This window comes from Bradyrhizobium sp. i1.15.2 (assembly GCF_040548425.1).
In the GTDB taxonomy this organism is placed as follows: Bacteria; Pseudomonadota; Alphaproteobacteria; order Rhizobiales; family Xanthobacteraceae; genus Bradyrhizobium; species Bradyrhizobium canariense.
In genome coordinates, this window is sequence record NZ_JBEPRQ010000008.1 from 116,058 (window position 1) to 131,322 (window position 15,265).

Here is a 15,265-nt window from a genome sequence, read left to right on the forward strand (position 1 = left end):
TTTACGGGCCGTTAACCATAAAACGGCGAATGTGGCGCATCGATCACCCGGATTGCTTCCGATGCGCATCTACGGACCGAACGGCACCACGCTTGGAACGCCGGCCAGCCAGGCCAGGCGGACGAGCTCCGGCACCTTCGTGCTACCCGACACCTCGTCGGCGCCGGAGACGCGGGGCGCCGCCGCACCGAAGGCCGCCGCCAACATCGACGGGCTGCTCGCGCTGCAAGGCATCGAGGAGGATCCCGTCGAGCGTCGCAAGCGCTCGGTCGTGCGCGGAAAGACCGCGCTCGACGTGCTCGACGATCTCAAGATGGGACTTCTCTCCGGCAAGCTCGACGCCTCGACCGTGATGCGGCTGCGTGACGCTGCGGCGAACCTGAAATCGTCCTCCGGCGACGCCGGCCTGGATTCGGTGCTGTCCGAGATCGAGCTGCGCGTCGAGGTCGAGCTCGCCAAGGCCGGGCAGGCCTAGCGTCTTACGCCGCTTCATCCTTCAACTGCACGTCATAACGGCGCTGAGCGGCGAGCACGTCTTTCAGATTCTGTTCGGCCCAATCGCGCAGCGGATCGACGGCGGCGGCGAGCGTCACGCCGAGCTGCGTGATCGAATATTCCACGGTCACCGGCACGGTTGCGATGGCGTGACGCTTGATCAATCCGTCGCGCTCGAGCGACTTGAGAACCTGGCTCAGCATCTTCTGCGAAATGCCTTCGATCGTGCGGCGCAACTGATTGAAGCGCATCGGCTTCTCGCGCAGCAGCAGCAGGATCAGCACCGCCCATTTGTCACCGACGCGGTCGAGGATCTGTCGCGTGGGGCAGTTCGCTGCATAGACGTCTGGCTTCATCGTCGGGTCCTCACGATCCATTCCGCTCATTTGCCGGCCGCCGCCGGTTACTCCTGTGTAATCAGGTAAGCACAAAGTGCTCTCTTAACACCAGCGCTCTTTGCGATATCTAGTCACCATTGGTTACTACAGAAGCAAAGGAGCCTTCCATGAAAATCGCAGTTGCCGGCGCCTCGGGCCGGGCCGGGTCGGAGATCACCAAGGAATTGTCCCGCCGCGGGCACGCGGTTACGGCCATCGCCCGCAACCCCGAGAAGATCGCGGCCCTGCCGAACGTCACCCCCACCAAGGGGGACGTGCTCGACCAGTCAGGCCTTGCCAAGCTGTGGGCCGGGCACGACGTCGCCGTGAGTTCCGTGCACTTCCTGGCCAGCGACGCGCTCAAGCTGATCGGCGCGGCCAAGGATTCGAAGGTCGGTCGTTACCTCGTCGTCGGCGGTGCCGGCAGCCTGGAGGTCGCTCCGGGCGTCAAACTGGTGATAACTCCCGGCTTTCCGGCTCAGTACAAGGCTGAGGCGGAGGCGGGTTCGGCCTTTCTCGACCTGCTGCGGCAGGAAAAGGAGCTGAACTGGACCTTCATCTCGCCGTCCGCCCTGTTCGTCGAGGGAGAGCGCACCGGCAAGTTCCGGCTTGGGACCGATCAGCTTCTCGCAGATGCGAACGGAAAGAGCTGGATCAGTTTCGCGGATTACGCCATCGCGCTCGCCGACGAGATCGAGCGGCCGGCCCATGAGAGGCAGCGTTTCACGGTCGGCTACTAGGCCATCGGCCGCCCCCGGGTCCTCCAGGATAAACCTTTCCTGTGCAAGGGCTTGGGGGCGCCGGTCGGGCGATCAGGGAAACATTGTCTGTCACAGGAGGCCGCTATATAACGCCCCGCTCAGCGGACCCCGTCCGCGTACGAGTCGTTGCTTAGACAGATAGGCCGCCCTTGGAAAAGTTGAAAAACTACCGACCGACCGAAAAAGAGCCTTTCATGAACGACAGGCAGAAGGAGTACTTCCGCCTGAAGCTCCTCGCCTGGAAGGATGAGATCCTCAAAGAGTCCAAACTCACCCTGCAGGCCCTGCAGGAGGAGAACGTGAACCACCCCGATCTCGCCGATCGGGCATCGTCCGAAACCGACCGCGCCATCGAACTCCGTGCCCGCGACCGCCAGCGCAAGTTGATCGCCAAGATCGACGCCGCGCTCCAGCGTATCGAGGACAACACCTACGGCTATTGCGAGGACACCGGCGAGCCGATCTCGTTGAAGCGGCTCGAGGCCCGTCCCATCGCGACGCTCTCGGTGGAGGCGCAGGAGCGCCACGAGAAACGCGAGAAGGTCTATCGCGACGAATAGAGTCCGAGCCGCAGCGATGCGGCTCTTTGTTTTTGAACGCAAGGCGCGCCTTTTCGCGCCGTGATCAGCATTTTGCCTGTCGCTTGCAACCGCGCCCTTCGGCGCGCGAGCGCAATCGCGAAAAGTGAATCGCGATCAATGGGCTAGACTCAACTCCTCCGAGCTCACGTGAGTTCGGATGAGAAACAGCCTTCACTTCAGGTGCGGGAGGTTTTGCGAGTCGCATCAAGGATATCGACCCGAATGCTGAGGCACTGATCCAGCAGCTTCACGCATTGCTGCAATCAGGCCTGATGCGACGCTGCAAGGCGTGCATCCCCATAAAGCCCGGACCAGCTCAATATTTCCTTAAACGCCGGCGCAGCCCGTGCGGCTTGCCATGATGTGGCCGATCAGCGTCCGCAGCTTATTCCAGCTCGGGCTGGCAGTGACGTGCGGCCGCACGGCCCCCTGCGCTTGTCACGCCCCGGCGGGGATGCTGAAGTACCGCCCTCGATTGTGGTGTGTAGGAGCCGGCGCCGATGGACACAATTCTCGCAGCCGCAAAGGCGATCGCGCTGGCGCGCCGCAACCATGCACCCCTCGCAGTGCTCGAAGTTCCTCCCGCCGATGAAGCCGAGGGCTATCAGGTCCAGCGCGCGCTGCACGATCTGCTGCTGCCGCATGTCGGCCCGCTGGTCGGCTACAAGATCGGCTGCACCAGCCAGGTGATGCAGGATTACATCGGCATTCCACACCCATGCGGCGGCGGCGTGTTCCAGAAGGGCGTGCACGACAGCGGCGTGCAGCTCGCGGCTGCCGACTATGTCCGCGTCGGCGTCGAATGCGAGATCGCGGTGCGGCTGAAGCGCAATCTCGCCGCCGGCGAGGCGCCGTTCACGGCCGAATGGGTCGGCGAAGCCGTCGAGGCCTATCATCCCGCGATCGAGATCGTCGACGACCGCTACGTGAAGTGGGAAACGATGGGGGCGCCGACGCTGATCGCCGACGATTTCTTCGCCGCCGGCTGCGTGCTGGGTGAGGTCGTGCCGCGCTCGTCGGTGCCGGACCTGAAGGCCGTCAAAGGCCGCGCCATCGTCAACGGCGAAGAGGTCAGCCACGGCACCGGCGCCGACGTGCTCGGCCATCCCCACAACGCACTCGCCTGGCTCGCCAACCATCTCGCCGCCGAGGGCAAGGGTCTGCACGCGGGACAGCTCGTGCTGACGGGGAGCCTGGTCAAGACGCTGTGGCTGAAAGCCGGCGACAAGGTGCGGATGGAACTGGACGGGCTGGGTGTGGTGGAGGCGGAGTTTACGTGAGGGCGCCGCGGGCACTGCGTCGTCATTCCCCGCGAAGGCGGGGAATCCAGTACGCCGCGGCTTCTCGGTTCATCACCGACGTCTCGAAATACTGGATCGCCCGCCTTCGCGGGCGATGACAGTTGAGAGGGCGGACAGGGGGAGCGGCGTCGCTGCAATCGCGCGTGCCCGACGCGCTGTACGCAGCCGCACCATCGCCAAAATACATGCGGCCCTCGCCAGGGGAGCTAGCGAGGGCCGCGTCGTACATCGTCGTCCGCGCCTAGGTTCGCGAACACGATGTGGGAGCTCGGGAGAAGCTAGAAGGGTAGCAGCACGTCCATGACTTGCTGGCCGTAGCGCGGTTGCTGCACGTCCATGATCTGGCCGCGGCCGCCGTAGGCGATGCGGGCCTGCGCGATCTTGGTGGAATCGATCGTGTTGTCGCTCTGGATGTCTTCGGGACGGACGATGCCGGCGACGATGAGCTCGCGGATTTCGTAGTTGACGCGGATCTCCTGCTTGCCTTCGACCACGAGGTTGCCGTTGGGCAGGACCTGGGTGACGACGGCCGCGACGTTGGTCTGCAACGCTTCCTTGCGGTCCACGCTTCCTTTGCCCTCGCTGGACGCGGTCGAGTCGGCGGTGAGGATGCGGCCGGGCAACACCTTCTGCGCTTGGGCGCCCAATGTCTTGGCGCCGATGAAGTCGGTGATTCCGGAATCTTCCTTGTTGGTGCGGCTGCGCTGGGTGTCGTTTTCGATATTTGCCTTGTCGGTGATGTTCACGGCCACCGTCAGGAGATCGCCGACCTGATGGGCGCGCTGGTCCTTGAAGAAGGCACGGCTGCCGTTGCGCCACAGCGAGTTCGGATTGTAGGAGGCGACTTCCGGCTTCGGCATCGGCATCTGCACCGGCTTGTAGCCGGGCTGCGTCGTCGGATTGTCGATCGCCGACAATTTCGGCTGCTCGCCGATCTGCGACAAACGGTCGATCGAGGAGCAGCCGCTCGCCAACGCGCAAGTCGCCAGCAGCAGGGCGGAGATCGCGATGCGACGAAGAGGAAAAGCCGAACTGAACGTGGACATGACTTACTCTGACTTGGCTGGAGCTTGCGAGACGCGAACTTGCGGGATCTGGGCTTGTGCGATCTGGGCCGGGGATGCCGGGGTCTGGACCAGGTTCCGGACGAGGGCTGCGGTATCGACGGGGGCGGGCGCCTCGTCGCGCTTGAGCGAGGAGGTCTGCTCGACCGCGGCCGGCATTGGCGCGGCCTGGCTGGCGCCCTGGACTGTCACCTGGCCGCGGCCGGTGACGACGCCGCTCAGCGTGCGCTTGGTCTGCAGATTGAGCACGCTGATGGTGTCGCCCTCGGCGCCGCTCTCGATCGCCTTGCCGCGCGTGGTGAGGTAGATTCCGGGGACCTGGTAGATGACGGTGACGTTCTGGTCGCGCTGCACGAAGTCGGGCTTGACGATGTCGGCGACGCGGATGGGAGTGCCCGCCCGCATCGGCCGGCGGAGTTGCATGCCGAGCGTGCGATCGCGCGAGGCGGCCTCACCGGTGACCTCGGCCTTCGGCCGGCGCTCCATGGCGACGTCGGACGCCTTCAGGAGATCGACGCGATCGATATCGCGCGTCAGCACGGCCACTTCCACCGTCTCGATCGCGGTGCCGGTGAAACGCAGCTTGGTCGGTGCCGGATTGTTGTCGTTGTTGATCTCGAAGGCGATGTCGAAACGCCCGCTGCGGGCGTCGTAGCGGGTTGCCACCGGCTGCAGCACGCCGGTATTGGAGGCATCCAACCGCATGTCGGCAATGCCGCGGTCGAACGTGACGGTGATGTTGGCAGCATCGCCAAGTCCAAAGCGGCGCTCGAGCGCTGAGGCGACCGCGGTTTCGAGGTCCTTGTTCACGAGCGTGCGGGCGAGACGGGTGACCTGGACCTCCTTGATGTCGCCGGTCATCACGCCGATCACCTGCTTTGCGCGCAACACCGCCAGCACCTGGGCGACCGGCAGCGCACCAGTGGTGCCGAGATCGGGCGAGCGGTAGACCGGGATCAGCGCGGCCGAGCCGGCATTGTCGATGAGATCGCCGACCCGCACCACGTCCGAGGTCACGGTGATGCTCGCGCGCAGCGTCGGCGTCGCGATGAAATCGTCGGCGGCCCGTGCGGGCAGCGCCAGCACGAGGAGAGCGGAGATCGTGGCGAGGGTGGTGCGGATCATCGTCATCACCTCAGCGGAACAACGCCGTGGTCGACTGCATCATCTGGTCGGCGGCGCTGATCACCTTGGCGTTCATCTCGTAGGCGCGCTGGGCGGCGATCAGGTCGCTCATCTCCGAGACGACGTCGACATTGGCTTGCTCGAGGCTGCTCTGCGTGATGTTGCCGAAACCTTCGGAGCTCGCGGTACCGTCCTGCGGCGGGCCGGAGGAGGGCGTCTCGGTGAACTGATTGTTGCCGACCGGCTGGAGGCCCGCCTTGTTGATGAATCGGGTCAGGCCGATCTGGCCCTGGACGGCCGAGGTCGAGGAACCTGGCAGCGTCACGGAGACCTGGCCCTGCACGTTGATGGTGAGGCCCGAAGCGTTGTTCGGGATCGTGATCGTCGGTTGTACCGGGTTGCCCTGCGCGGTGACGATGCGCCCCTGATTGTCCATCTGGAAGGTGCCGTCGCGGGTGTACTGGTAGCTGCCGTCGGGCATCAGGATCTTGAAGAAGCCTTCGCCCGTGATGGCCATGTCGAGGTCGTTGCCGGTCTGCGACAGCGTGCCCTGGGTCATGCTGCGCGGCGTGCCGACGGTCTTGACGCCGCCGCCGATGTCGACGCCGACCGGCAGGATGGTGCCCTGGTCGGACGATTGGGCGCCGACGCGGCGGACGTGTTCGTAGATCAGGTCCTGGAACGCCGCGGTCTGCTTCTTGAAGCCGGTGGTGCGCAGGTTCGCGATGTTGTTGGAGATCACCTGAACGTTGAGTTCCTGTGCCGCCATTCCGGTTGCTGCGGTGTGAAGCGCCTGCATGTCAGTTCTCCCTCAATCAGGCCGGAACGTCGGCGAGCTTCTCGATCGCCGACTTGTGCATGTCACTCTGCTGCTGGAGCAGGTTGGCGATGGCGGTGTAGCTGCGCATGACTTCGACCATGCGGCTCATCTCACCGACCGAGTTCACGTTCGACTTCTCGACGTAGCCCTGCTGCACGGTCGACTTGGTGTCGGCCTGCGGAGCCGCGGAGCCGATGTTGTAAAGGTTGGCGCCGAGCTTGGTCAGCTTGGCCGGATCGTCGAACGAGGCCATGCGGATCTTGCCGCGGATCGAGTCGTTCTTGGCCGTGCCCTCGAGCACCGTGACGGTGCCGTCCGGCGCGACGTTGATGTCGTGGTCGGTCGGCTGGAAGGTGATCGGGCCGCTGGTGCCCAGCACGAGGTTGCCGTCGGAGGTGACGAGCTGGCCGGTGTTGTTGAGCGAGAATTTGCCGTCGCGGGTGTAGCGCTCGGCGCCATTGGCCTGAACCGCGAAATAGGCGTTGCCGCTGATCGCCATGTCGAGCGGATTCTTGGTCGGCTCCATCGGCCCCTGGCCGACGTCGCGGAAGGTGCCGCGGTCCTGCACATAGGAGACCCGGCGGTCGGAGGCGACGAAATTGTCCTCACGCGCGTTCGAGTTGAGGTACTCCTCGAACAGCGAATGGTCGGCCTTGAAGCCGTTGGTGTTGGCGTTGGCGACGTTGTTGGCGATGACATCCATCTGCCGTTCCAACGTCATCTGTCGCGACAAGCCGATCAGAAGCGCGTTCTGCATCGGAAATCTCCCCTGAGTGAGATCTGCCAGCTCGCTCTCCCAAGCGTCTTGGCCGATCCCGTGAACGAGACCTCGGGTTCTCCCAAACCCTGGGTCTCGATCCTTTCTCAGCGAAACTCGTGCCAAGCTGGAAAATTGTGTTGTTTCAGTCTCTTGTCTGTTTTTCGAGGGCGCGGGGAGGCGGCAGAAAGGGTCTGTTAGCCATGTTTGCCCGGCAGATTTTTCCTAGTGAAGGCCCAATCGAAAGGTTCCGTTAACCATTATTACCGTAGCGTTTGCGCGTAAGAGGAGCACTGCGCTGGGGCATTTGTATCGCGTCACTGTCTGCCAGGAGCTTCGCTCTTTCGACCCATTTGAGAGATGAGCGAGCGCGGCGATCATGGCAGAGAATGAAGCGGAAGGCGGCGGAGCCGCTGAGGGCGCGGAAGCCGCTCCGCCCAAGAACAAGTTCAAGCTGATGATCATGGTGGTGGGCCTGCTCGCCGTTCTCGGCGGCGGCGCCGCGACCTGGTTCTTCTTTTTCCGTCACGGCGACGACGAGCATCACGCCGAGGCGGCGCCTCCGCCGAAGCCGCCGGCTTTTGTTGAGGTTCCCGACATCATGGTCAACCTCGCCGGCGCACCGGGCGAGCGCGTGCAATATCTGAAGCTCAAGATCGTGCTGGAGCTGAAGGAAGAGAAGCAGGTCGAGGCGATCAAGCCGACGATGCCGCGCATCACCGACATCTTCCAGACCTATGCGCGCGAGCTGCGCTCCTCTGACCTCAACGGTTCCGCCGGCATCTTCCGCCTCAAGGAAGAGTTGACCAAGCGCGTCAACGCGGCGGTCGCTCCGGTCCAGGTCAGCGCGGTGCTGTTCAAGGAAGTCGTGATCCAGTGAGCATGACGGGCTAGGGATCATGGCAGGCACCGACCAACCAGACCAGGATGCAATTGCCGCCCAATGGGAGGCCTCGCTCGATTCCGAGGATCCCGCCGAGGCCGCGAAGGCTGCTGCCGAAAACGAACTGTCCGAGACCATGGCCCTGCAATGGGCGGCCATGGTCGAGGATGGCAGCCGCGATCTCGGCGCCGGCAAGAATTCCGGCGAACGGGTGCTGTCGCAGGAGGAGATCGACAACCTCCTCGGCTTCGCGGTCGGCGACGTCACGCTCGACGACCATTCCGGCATTCGCGCCATCATCGATTCGGCGATGGTCTCCTACGAGCGTCTGCCGATGCTCGAAATCGTCTTCGACCGCCTGGTGCGGTTGCTGACGACCTCGTTACGCAATTTCACCTCCGACAACGTCGAAGTCTCGCTCGACCGCATCACCTCGGTGCGCTTCGGCGACTACATGAATTCGATTCCGCTGCCCGCCGTCCTCACCGTCTTCAAGGCCGAAGAGTGGGACAATTTCGGCATGGCCGTGGTCGATTCCAGCCTGATCTACTCGATGATCGACGTGCTGCTCGGCGGCCGCCGCGGCTCGAGCCAGCTGCGCATCGAGGGCCGGCCCTACACCACGATCGAGACGGAGTTGGTCAAGCGGCTGGTCGAAGTCGTCATGACCGATGCCGAACAGGCGTTCCGGCCGCTGTCGCCGGTGACCTTCACCATCGACCGGCTCGAGACCAACCCGCGTTTCGCCGCGATCAGCCGTCCTGCCAACGCCGCGATCCTGGTGCGCCTGCGCATCGACATGGAAGATCGCGGCGGCAACATCGAGCTGTTGCTGCCTTACGCGACCATCGAGCCGATCCGGGGCGTCCTGCTCCAGATGTTCATGGGCGAAAAGTTCGGCCGCGACCAGATCTGGGAAGGCCATTTCGCCACCGAGATCGTCCAGGCTGAGATCTCCGTCGACGCCGTGCTCTACGAAGCCGACATTCCGCTCAAGCAGTTGATGCGGCTGAAGGTCGGCGACACGCTGCCGCTGGACATGCGCGCGGATGCCAACGTCACCGTTCGCTGCGGCGACGTCACCATCACCGAAGGACGCATGGGCCGGGTCGGCGATCGCGTCGCGATACGGGTGACGAAACCCTTGCGCAAGCCAAGTACGACACTTGCGATGTTCGAAAAGGTCGACGAGCAGAACAAGATGATGGAGGCCCCATGAACCACTCCCTAGGAATGGCGATCGAGACGCTGGTGGCTATCCTGCTGATGCTGACCATCGTCTACTGCGTCACGCTCAACAAGCGGCTGACGCGGCTGAAGGCGGACGAGCATTCGCTGAAGGCGGTCATCGGGGAGCTGATCACCGCAACCGAGATCGCCGAGCGCGCGATCGGCGGGCTGAAGCTCGCCGTGCGCGACGTCAACGAGAACCTCGGCAGCCAGCTCGCTGCGGCGACCCAGATGTCCGAGCAGCTCTACAAGCAGCTCGGCGAAGCCGACAACGTGGTGCGGCGCCTGTCCAAGATCGCAATCGCCGCGCGCCCCGTGACGAACGCGGAAATGGTCGCCGCGCCCGCAGCCAAGCCCTCGTCGGCGAAGGCGGTGGCGGCTGCGGCCGAAGCCTTCTCCGAGCGCCGACGATCCAACGGTCTTGCCGCATAAAGTCAGGGTATGAAGTCTTTTCGCAACATCCGCGTCATTCCGATCGTGCTGGTTGCCGTTGCTGGCCTCGCCACGCTGAAGGTCACGGGTCTTGTGATCAATGGCGGCTATGTCTTCGACTACAAGCCGAACCAGGTCAAAAAATCCTGGGCGCAGGAGAATCTGAACTTCCCGGCCAGCCGCGAGGATCCCGATATCACCGGCTCGACCCATGGCGCGCCGAAGGAGGCGCCGAAGCCGGCCGCACCCGACACCAAGTCCGAAGGCGCCGCCGTCAAGGAGGAAGCCCAGTCGCAGATCTCCGCCTCGGAGCGCGCGATCCTGGAACGCTTGCAGTCGCGCCGCCAGGAGATCGAGGCCCGCCAGCGCGAGATCGACATCCGCGAGAGCCTGTTGAAATCCGCCGAGAAGCGCATCGAAAACAAGGTCGAGGAGATGAAGGCGGTAGAAACCCGTATCTCCGCGACACAGGCCGAGCAGAAGGCCGCCGAAGCCCAGCGCATGAAGGGCCTCGTGACCATGTATGAGGGCATGAAGCCCAAGGACGCCGCGCGGGTCTTTGACCGGCTCGAGATGGGCGTGCTGATCGAGATCGCCTCGCAGATCGCGCCGCGAAAAATGTCGGACATCATGGGATTGATGTCCCCGGAGGCCGCCGAGCGGCTGACGGTCGAGATGGCCCGCCGGGCCAATGGCGGCGGCGATCAGTCCGCTTCGGCCGGCGAGCTGCCCAAGATCGACGGCAAGCCGACGCAAAAGCCGAATTGAGGGCTCATACTTAAGAAGTCCTTAATTGCCAAAATCTACAGTCTGGGGCAGGGGCCGGCACCAATGCCGGCGTGGACCGTCGAACCGGAAGAAATGCCGCCAATGGCGCGAGAGGCTGCCGCTGGATTTGTGTCGCGAGCCCGCGCCCTGGCGCGGAGGCTGTCGCGTCATGTCCGCGCGGCGCCGCTGCTGGCAGCCAGCCTGCTGATCGGCTTCACGGCGCCTGTCCGGGCGGCCGATGCTGTCAGGGGCGAGGCGACTTTCTCGGCCAGCGGCGGCTTTGCCCGTCTCGTGATCAAGCTCGGGGAGGACGTCCCCTCCGAGGTGACGACGGCCGGCTCCATTCTCGTCATCCGCTTCGACCGGGCGGTCGACGTGCCCGTCGACCGCATCCCGGAAGGCGCGCCCGACTACGTCAACTCCGCCCGCCGCGATCCCGATGGCGGCGCCATCCGCCTGTCGCTGGCGCGGCGCGTTACCGTCAACACCATGAATGCCGGCGAACGAACCTTCATCGACCTCTTGCCGGAGGGGTGGAAGGGGCCACCGCCGAGCCTGCCGATGGACGTGGTCAAGGAGCTCGCCGAACGCGCGCGCGTTGCCGAACGGGCGCTGCGCGCCCAACGCGCCGCGGCGGAGAGCAAGAAGCGTCCGCAGATCCGCGTGCGCGCCTCGGTGCAGCCGACCTTCGTCCGCTTCGTGTTCGAGATGCCGGACGGCGTCGGCGTATCCTCCGTGCTCAACGAGCAGAAGCTCACGCTCGCCTTCAACGCCAACCTGAATATCGATCTCGCGGACGCGGTCGTCGCGGCGCCGCCGAACGTCGCCTCGATCAAGCAGAAGGCCGACATCGACCAGACCAGTGTCGAGATCGCGCTGATCGGCGATTCCGACGTGCATTCGTTCCGCGACGAGAAGAACTACGTCGTCGACATCTCCTTCCAGCCTGACAAGAGCAAGATGGCCAATTCGGCCGAGGCTGCGATCGCGCAGGCCAAGCCCGCCGCTCATGGACCGGCGCCTGGGCCCGAAAAACCGGCGGCCGAGAAGCCGAAGGACGCGCAGCGCGAGATCGCGCCGCCGACCTCCGAGGCGATCGCGCGCGAAGCCAGGATCGACGTCAAGCCCGAGGTGAAGGCGGAAGCGCCCGCCGCCATGTCGCCCGCTGAAGCGCCGAAATCGGTGCCGGCTCCTGCGGCCGAAGTTGCACAAGCGCCCAAAGAAATGTCGAAGCCTGCGCCCCCTGCTGCGGAAACTGCGGTCGCCCCTGCCAAGCCGGTCATGGCCGAAGCGCCTCAAGAGGTCGTGAAGGAAGCTGCCAGGGAGCCCGTCAAGGAGCCCGTCAAGGAGCCGGTCAAGGAAGCCGCCAAGGCTGCGTCGGCAGAAGCGCCCGCCGCGCCGCAGCCGACTGGTGCCAGCGTCGATGTGCGCCGCGACAGCGACGGCCTGCGGGTGACCTTCCCGCTTCAGGTCGCAACGCCTGCGGCAGCGTTTCGCCGCGGCGACACCGTCTGGCTGGTGTTCGATACGGCGAAGCCGATCGACGTCGAGGCGATCCGCACCAAGGGCGGTGCGATGATCGGCGAGGTCGGCCGCGTCCCGCTCGAGAAGGGACAGGCGGTGCGCATCCGTCTCACCCGGCCCCTGGTCTATTCGCTGACGAGCGAGGAGGTCGGCAAGCAGACCAACTGGCTCTTGACCCTCGCCGACAAAATCCAGGCGACGCCGCTGCCGCTAATGATCTCGCGCAACATTACCGATCCGGCGCTCGCCAACATCGCGATTCCTTTTGCCAATCCGGGCCTCCTGCACAAGCTTACCGATCCCGATGCCGGCGACACGCTCTATGTCGTCACCGCGCAGCGGCCGGTGCGCGGCTTCATCAAGCGACAGGACCTCGTTGACCTCGCGCTGCTGGAGTCCGCACATGGCATCGCGATCCGGCCGAATTCCGACGAGGTCGGCGTCGAGGTGGGAGCCGACAAGGTCATCCTCGGCAAGAAGGGCGGGCTGACGCTGTCGCCGGTCGACATCTCGGCCGAGCGCGCGCCGACCGCAGTGCGGCCGGTCTTCAGCCCCGAAGCCTGGCGCAAGGGCCAGTCGGAGAACTTCATAGCGCGCCAGAACGAGCTGATCACGGCGATCTCCAACGTCGAGCCGGCGATGCGTTCGCTGCCGCGGCTCGACCTCGCGCAATTCTACATGTCGCGCGCGATGTATCACGAAGCCAAGGCCGTCACCGAATTGATGCTGGCCGATCCCCTCAACAAGGAGGAGAGCGGTGCGCTGATCATGCATGCGATCGCGAGCATCCTGATCGGCCGGCCGGCACAGGGCCTGAAGGACCTCGCCAACCCCGTGATCGGCAACAGTCACGATTCTCAGCTTTGGAAGGCGCTCGCCTATGCGCGCCAGGGCAAATGGGCGGACGCGCGCGAGAAGTTCAAGAACGTCGAATTCGCCATCGCCTCGCTGCCGCTCGACATCCAGCGCATCGTAACGATGGAGGCGATGCGCGCTTCGCTCGAGGTGAAGGATTATGCCGGTGCCTCCAAGCGCCGCAGCGAGCTCGAGGTGGTCGGCGTCTCGCCCGAGGCAGCGCCCGGCTTCGCGGTGCTGCGCGGCCGGCTCGCCGAAGCGCTCGGCCACGACAAGGACGCGCTCGACGACTACAAATTCGCGGTCGGCTCGTCCGACCGGCCGGCCGCGGCCGAGGCCAAGCAGCTCGAAGTCGCGCTGCGGCAGAAGCGCGACGAGATCGGCAAGGAAGACGCGCTGCGCGAGCTCGAAACGCTCGCGATGACCTGGCGCGGCGACTCGATCGAGGTCAAGACGCTCCAGATGTTGTCCCAGATGTTTGCCGAGAACGGGCGCTACCGGGATGCGCTCACCGCGGCGCGTACCGCGACAAAGCTGCAGCCGAACGCGGAAGCCTCGCGCCAGGCGCAGGACCTCGCCTCCGACCTGTTCACGCAGATCTTCCTGGGACCCAAGGGCGACGAGCTGCCGCCGATCGAAGCGCTGGGGATGTTCTACGAGTTCCGCGAGCTGACGCCGATCGGCCGTCGCGGCGACGAACTGATCCGGCGCCTCTCGGACCGGCTCGCCTCGATCGATCTGCTCGACCAGGCCGCCGAGCTCCTGCAATACCAGGTCGACCACCGCCTCGAAGGCGCGGCGCGTGCGCAAGTCGCCGCGCGCCTTTCCATGATCTATCTCGCCAACCGCAGACCCGACATGGCGATCACGGCGTTGCGCGCGAGCCGTATCAGCGACCTCTCGGGCGAGCTCAGGCAGCAACGGCTGCTGCTGGAGGCGCGTGCGCAGAGCGACGTCGGCCGCCACGATCTCGCGCTCGACATCGTCTCCAACGTTACAGGACGCGAGGTGCTGCGGCTGCGCTCGGACATCTTCTGGGCGGCGCGGCGCTGGCGTGAATCCGCCGAGCAGATCGAGCTTTATTACGGCGAGCGCTTCCGTGACTTCAAGCCGCTCAACAGTGTGGAGAAAAGCGACATCATCCGCGCGGCTGTCGGTTATGCGCTCGCCGACGACTCGATCGGCATGTCGCGCTTCCGCGAGAAATATGCGCCGCTGATGAGCGAGAGCGCCGATCGGCTCGCCTTCGACATCGCGAGCAAACCGACCGGCGCCTCCAGCGCAGAGTTTGCCGATATCGCGAAGCTGGCTGCCAGTGTCGACACGCTCGACGGCTTCCTGCGCGAGATGAAGCAGCGCTTCCCCGACGCCACCGCCCGCGCGCCGGCCTCTCCGCAGGCCAAGGACGAGTCCGACCACACCGGCTCGTTGCCCACGATTCCCGTCGTGCGGCAGATCAAGATGACGCGGTAGTTTGCAAGATCGTTAGCCAGCAGCACAGCGGATCCGCCACGGCGTCGGTTCTTTGCGCTTTTCAAAATCTCAAAAATGAGATAATGTCGATCCGTGTCCTGGCGGGTTGAAATTCTCGATGAGGCCGCCGCCGCAGAGATTGCGGCTCTGCCGGCCGATATGCAGGCACGTTTTCTGCGGCTCGCAGAGCGCATCGCTTCAGCAGGCTGGAGAGCCTTAGCGAGCCACACGTGAAACATCTAGAGGGGAAGCTCTGGGAACTGCGCTTGGCCGGTCGCTATGGAATTGCCCGCGCATTATACGTTACTGCGATCGGACGCAGAGTGATCGTTGTGCGCGCGTTTGTGAAAAAGACACAGAAGACGCCGCGTTCCGAGATCGAGCTGCGAAGAGCAAAGGACGTCTCATGTCGATCGCTTTTGAGAAGCTGAAGGCGCGTCTGCTCGCCAACCCGAAGGTGAAGGCGGAGTATGACGCGCTGGCGCCCGAGTTCGAGATCGCTGCCGAACTGCTCAGGGCCCGCTTGCGTGCTGGTCTTTCGCAAGCGGAACTCGCGGCTCGGATGGGCACCAGTCAATCTACGATTGCCCGGCTCGAAAATGGCCAGACCCTGCCCAGCACCAAAACGCTTCTGCGCTTCGCGGAGGCGACAGGCAGCAAGATGCATGTGAGGCTTTCGGCAGCGTGATGCAGGTCAATGCGACCTCACCGCATGCTGGTGCTGATTGGCGATCAGTTCAGCAAGCAGCACGACGTGTAGGGGGAGGGCGGGCGCTGCCGTATCGCGCGAAGCGCTGCTGGTCGCCCCATTCTCCGTCA

General features: G+C 64.6%; 16 protein-coding genes. 11 read left to right on the plus strand and 5 right to left on the minus strand.

Annotation, left to right across the window (positions count from 1 at the left end):
* Window positions 1-61 precede the first annotated feature (61 nt).
* The gene (locus tag ABIB80_RS17060) at window positions 62-475 is read left to right on the plus strand and encodes a flagellar assembly protein FliX (RefSeq protein WP_354128036.1); all 414 of its coding nucleotides are present in this window, start codon (window positions 62-64) and stop codon (window positions 473-475) included.
* 4 nt (window positions 476-479) lie between these two features.
* Here the strand turns inward: ABIB80_RS17060 and ABIB80_RS17065 are convergent, their stop codons facing one another.
* Window positions 480-851: a winged helix-turn-helix transcriptional regulator gene (locus ABIB80_RS17065; protein WP_354128037.1), complete on the minus strand. Its 372-nt coding sequence runs from the start codon at window positions 849-851 to the stop codon at window positions 480-482.
* Window positions 852-1,000: 149 nt separating this feature from the next.
* Here ABIB80_RS17065 and ABIB80_RS17070 point away from each other — a divergent pair, with 149 nt between their 5' ends.
* The 3 genes from ABIB80_RS17070 (at window position 1,001) to ABIB80_RS17080 (ending at window position 3,494) form a co-directional block, all read left to right on the plus strand.
* Entirely contained in the window at window positions 1,001-1,612 is a 612-nt protein-coding gene (locus ABIB80_RS17070) for an NAD(P)-dependent oxidoreductase (protein WP_354128038.1), read from the plus strand.
* 215 nt (window positions 1,613-1,827) lie between these two features.
* Window positions 1,828-2,193 (plus strand): RNA polymerase-binding protein DksA, encoded by a 366-nt coding sequence (dksA, locus tag ABIB80_RS17075; protein WP_008554760.1) that lies wholly within the window; start codon window positions 1,828-1,830, stop codon window positions 2,191-2,193.
* 521 nt (window positions 2,194-2,714) lie between these two features.
* The gene (locus ABIB80_RS17080) at window positions 2,715-3,494 is read left to right on the plus strand and encodes a 2-keto-4-pentenoate hydratase (protein WP_007602125.1); all 780 of its coding nucleotides are present in this window, start codon (window positions 2,715-2,717) and stop codon (window positions 3,492-3,494) included.
* Window positions 3,495-3,793: 299 nt separating this feature from the next.
* Here the strand turns inward: ABIB80_RS17080 and flgH are convergent, their stop codons facing one another.
* From flgH to flgF, 4 genes are read right to left on the minus strand one after another with little or no spacing between them, the layout of a single operon-like run.
* A complete protein-coding gene (flgH, locus tag ABIB80_RS17085) occupies window positions 3,794-4,561 on the minus strand; it encodes a flagellar basal body L-ring protein FlgH (RefSeq protein WP_007602129.1) in 768 nt (255 codons plus the stop codon).
* 3 nt (window positions 4,562-4,564) lie between these two features.
* Window positions 4,565-5,704, minus strand: coding sequence for a flagellar basal body P-ring formation chaperone FlgA (gene flgA, locus ABIB80_RS17090; protein ID WP_007602130.1), 1,140 nt, complete (start codon window positions 5,702-5,704; stop codon window positions 4,565-4,567).
* Between the two features lie 10 nt (window positions 5,705-5,714).
* A complete protein-coding gene (gene flgG / locus ABIB80_RS17095) occupies window positions 5,715-6,503 on the minus strand; it encodes a flagellar basal-body rod protein FlgG (protein ID WP_007602131.1) in 789 nt (262 codons plus the stop codon).
* A 16-nt stretch (window positions 6,504-6,519) separates the two neighbouring features.
* Complete coding sequence (flgF, locus tag ABIB80_RS17100) at window positions 6,520-7,281, minus strand: flagellar basal-body rod protein FlgF (protein ID WP_007602132.1); 762 nt, start codon at window positions 7,279-7,281, stop codon at window positions 6,520-6,522.
* A gap of 379 nt (window positions 7,282-7,660) precedes the next feature.
* Between flgF and fliL the strand changes: the two genes are divergently transcribed.
* The 7 genes from fliL to ABIB80_RS17135 all read left to right on the plus strand — a co-directional run bounded on the left by fliL (window position 7,661) and on the right by ABIB80_RS17135 (window position 15,134).
* Complete coding sequence (gene fliL / locus ABIB80_RS17105) at window positions 7,661-8,161, plus strand: flagellar basal body-associated protein FliL (protein ID WP_007602133.1); 501 nt, start codon at window positions 7,661-7,663, stop codon at window positions 8,159-8,161.
* A 19-nt stretch (window positions 8,162-8,180) separates the two neighbouring features.
* Window positions 8,181-9,383 (plus strand): flagellar motor switch protein FliM, encoded by a 1,203-nt coding sequence (fliM, locus tag ABIB80_RS17110; protein ID WP_007602134.1) that lies wholly within the window; start codon window positions 8,181-8,183, stop codon window positions 9,381-9,383.
* The gene (locus ABIB80_RS17115; protein ID WP_007602137.1) at window positions 9,380-9,826 is read left to right on the plus strand and encodes a DUF6468 domain-containing protein; all 447 of its coding nucleotides are present in this window, start codon (window positions 9,380-9,382) and stop codon (window positions 9,824-9,826) included. The genes fliM and ABIB80_RS17115 overlap by 4 nt, the downstream gene beginning before the upstream one ends.
* Window positions 9,827-9,835: 9 nt before the next feature.
* Window positions 9,836-10,594 carry a MotE family protein gene (locus ABIB80_RS17120; protein ID WP_007602139.1) on the plus strand — a complete coding sequence of 253 codons (759 nt, stop codon included), beginning with the start codon at window positions 9,836-9,838 and terminating at the stop codon, window positions 10,592-10,594.
* Window positions 10,595-10,657: 63 nt separating this feature from the next.
* Complete coding sequence (locus tag ABIB80_RS17125; RefSeq protein WP_354128039.1) at window positions 10,658-14,446, plus strand: tetratricopeptide repeat protein; 3,789 nt, start codon at window positions 10,658-10,660, stop codon at window positions 14,444-14,446.
* A gap of 230 nt (window positions 14,447-14,676) precedes the next feature.
* Window positions 14,677-14,877: a type II toxin-antitoxin system RelE/ParE family toxin gene (locus ABIB80_RS17130; protein ID WP_311985937.1), complete on the plus strand. Its 201-nt coding sequence runs from the start codon at window positions 14,677-14,679 to the stop codon at window positions 14,875-14,877.
* A complete protein-coding gene (locus ABIB80_RS17135) occupies window positions 14,853-15,134 on the plus strand; it encodes a helix-turn-helix domain-containing protein (RefSeq protein ID WP_007602141.1) in 282 nt (93 codons plus the stop codon). Before ABIB80_RS17130 ends, ABIB80_RS17135 begins: the two co-directional genes overlap by 25 nt.
* The last annotated feature ends 131 nt before the right edge of the window (window positions 15,135-15,265 follow it).

Coding starts and splice junctions, on each gene's coding strand:
- ABIB80_RS17080 (WP_007602125.1), top strand. CDS start 2,715: ATGGACACAATTCTCGCAGCCGCAAAGGCGATCGCGCTGGCGCGCCGC.
- ABIB80_RS17060 (WP_354128036.1), top strand. CDS start 62: ATGCGCATCTACGGACCGAACGGCACCACGCTTGGAACGCCGGCCAGC.
- flgG (WP_007602131.1), bottom strand. CDS start 6,503: ATGCAGGCGCTTCACACCGCAGCAACCGGAATGGCGGCACAGGAACTC.
- ABIB80_RS17120 (WP_007602139.1), top strand. CDS start 9,836: ATGAAGTCTTTTCGCAACATCCGCGTCATTCCGATCGTGCTGGTTGCC.
- ABIB80_RS17115 (WP_007602137.1), top strand. CDS start 9,380: ATGAACCACTCCCTAGGAATGGCGATCGAGACGCTGGTGGCTATCCTG.
- ABIB80_RS17135 (WP_007602141.1), top strand. CDS start 14,853: ATGTCGATCGCTTTTGAGAAGCTGAAGGCGCGTCTGCTCGCCAACCCG.
- ABIB80_RS17070 (WP_354128038.1), top strand. CDS start 1,001: ATGAAAATCGCAGTTGCCGGCGCCTCGGGCCGGGCCGGGTCGGAGATC.
- fliL (WP_007602133.1), top strand. CDS start 7,661: ATGGCAGAGAATGAAGCGGAAGGCGGCGGAGCCGCTGAGGGCGCGGAA.
- dksA (WP_008554760.1), top strand. CDS start 1,828: ATGAACGACAGGCAGAAGGAGTACTTCCGCCTGAAGCTCCTCGCCTGG.
- fliM (WP_007602134.1), top strand. CDS start 8,181: ATGGCAGGCACCGACCAACCAGACCAGGATGCAATTGCCGCCCAATGG.
- flgH (WP_007602129.1), bottom strand. CDS start 4,561: ATGTCCACGTTCAGTTCGGCTTTTCCTCTTCGTCGCATCGCGATCTCC.
- flgF (WP_007602132.1), bottom strand. CDS start 7,281: ATGCAGAACGCGCTTCTGATCGGCTTGTCGCGACAGATGACGTTGGAA.
- flgA (WP_007602130.1), bottom strand. CDS start 5,704: ATGATCCGCACCACCCTCGCCACGATCTCCGCTCTCCTCGTGCTGGCG.
- ABIB80_RS17125 (WP_354128039.1), top strand. CDS start 10,658: ATGCCGGCGTGGACCGTCGAACCGGAAGAAATGCCGCCAATGGCGCGA.
- ABIB80_RS17065 (WP_354128037.1), bottom strand. CDS start 851: ATGAAGCCAGACGTCTATGCAGCGAACTGCCCCACGCGACAGATCCTC.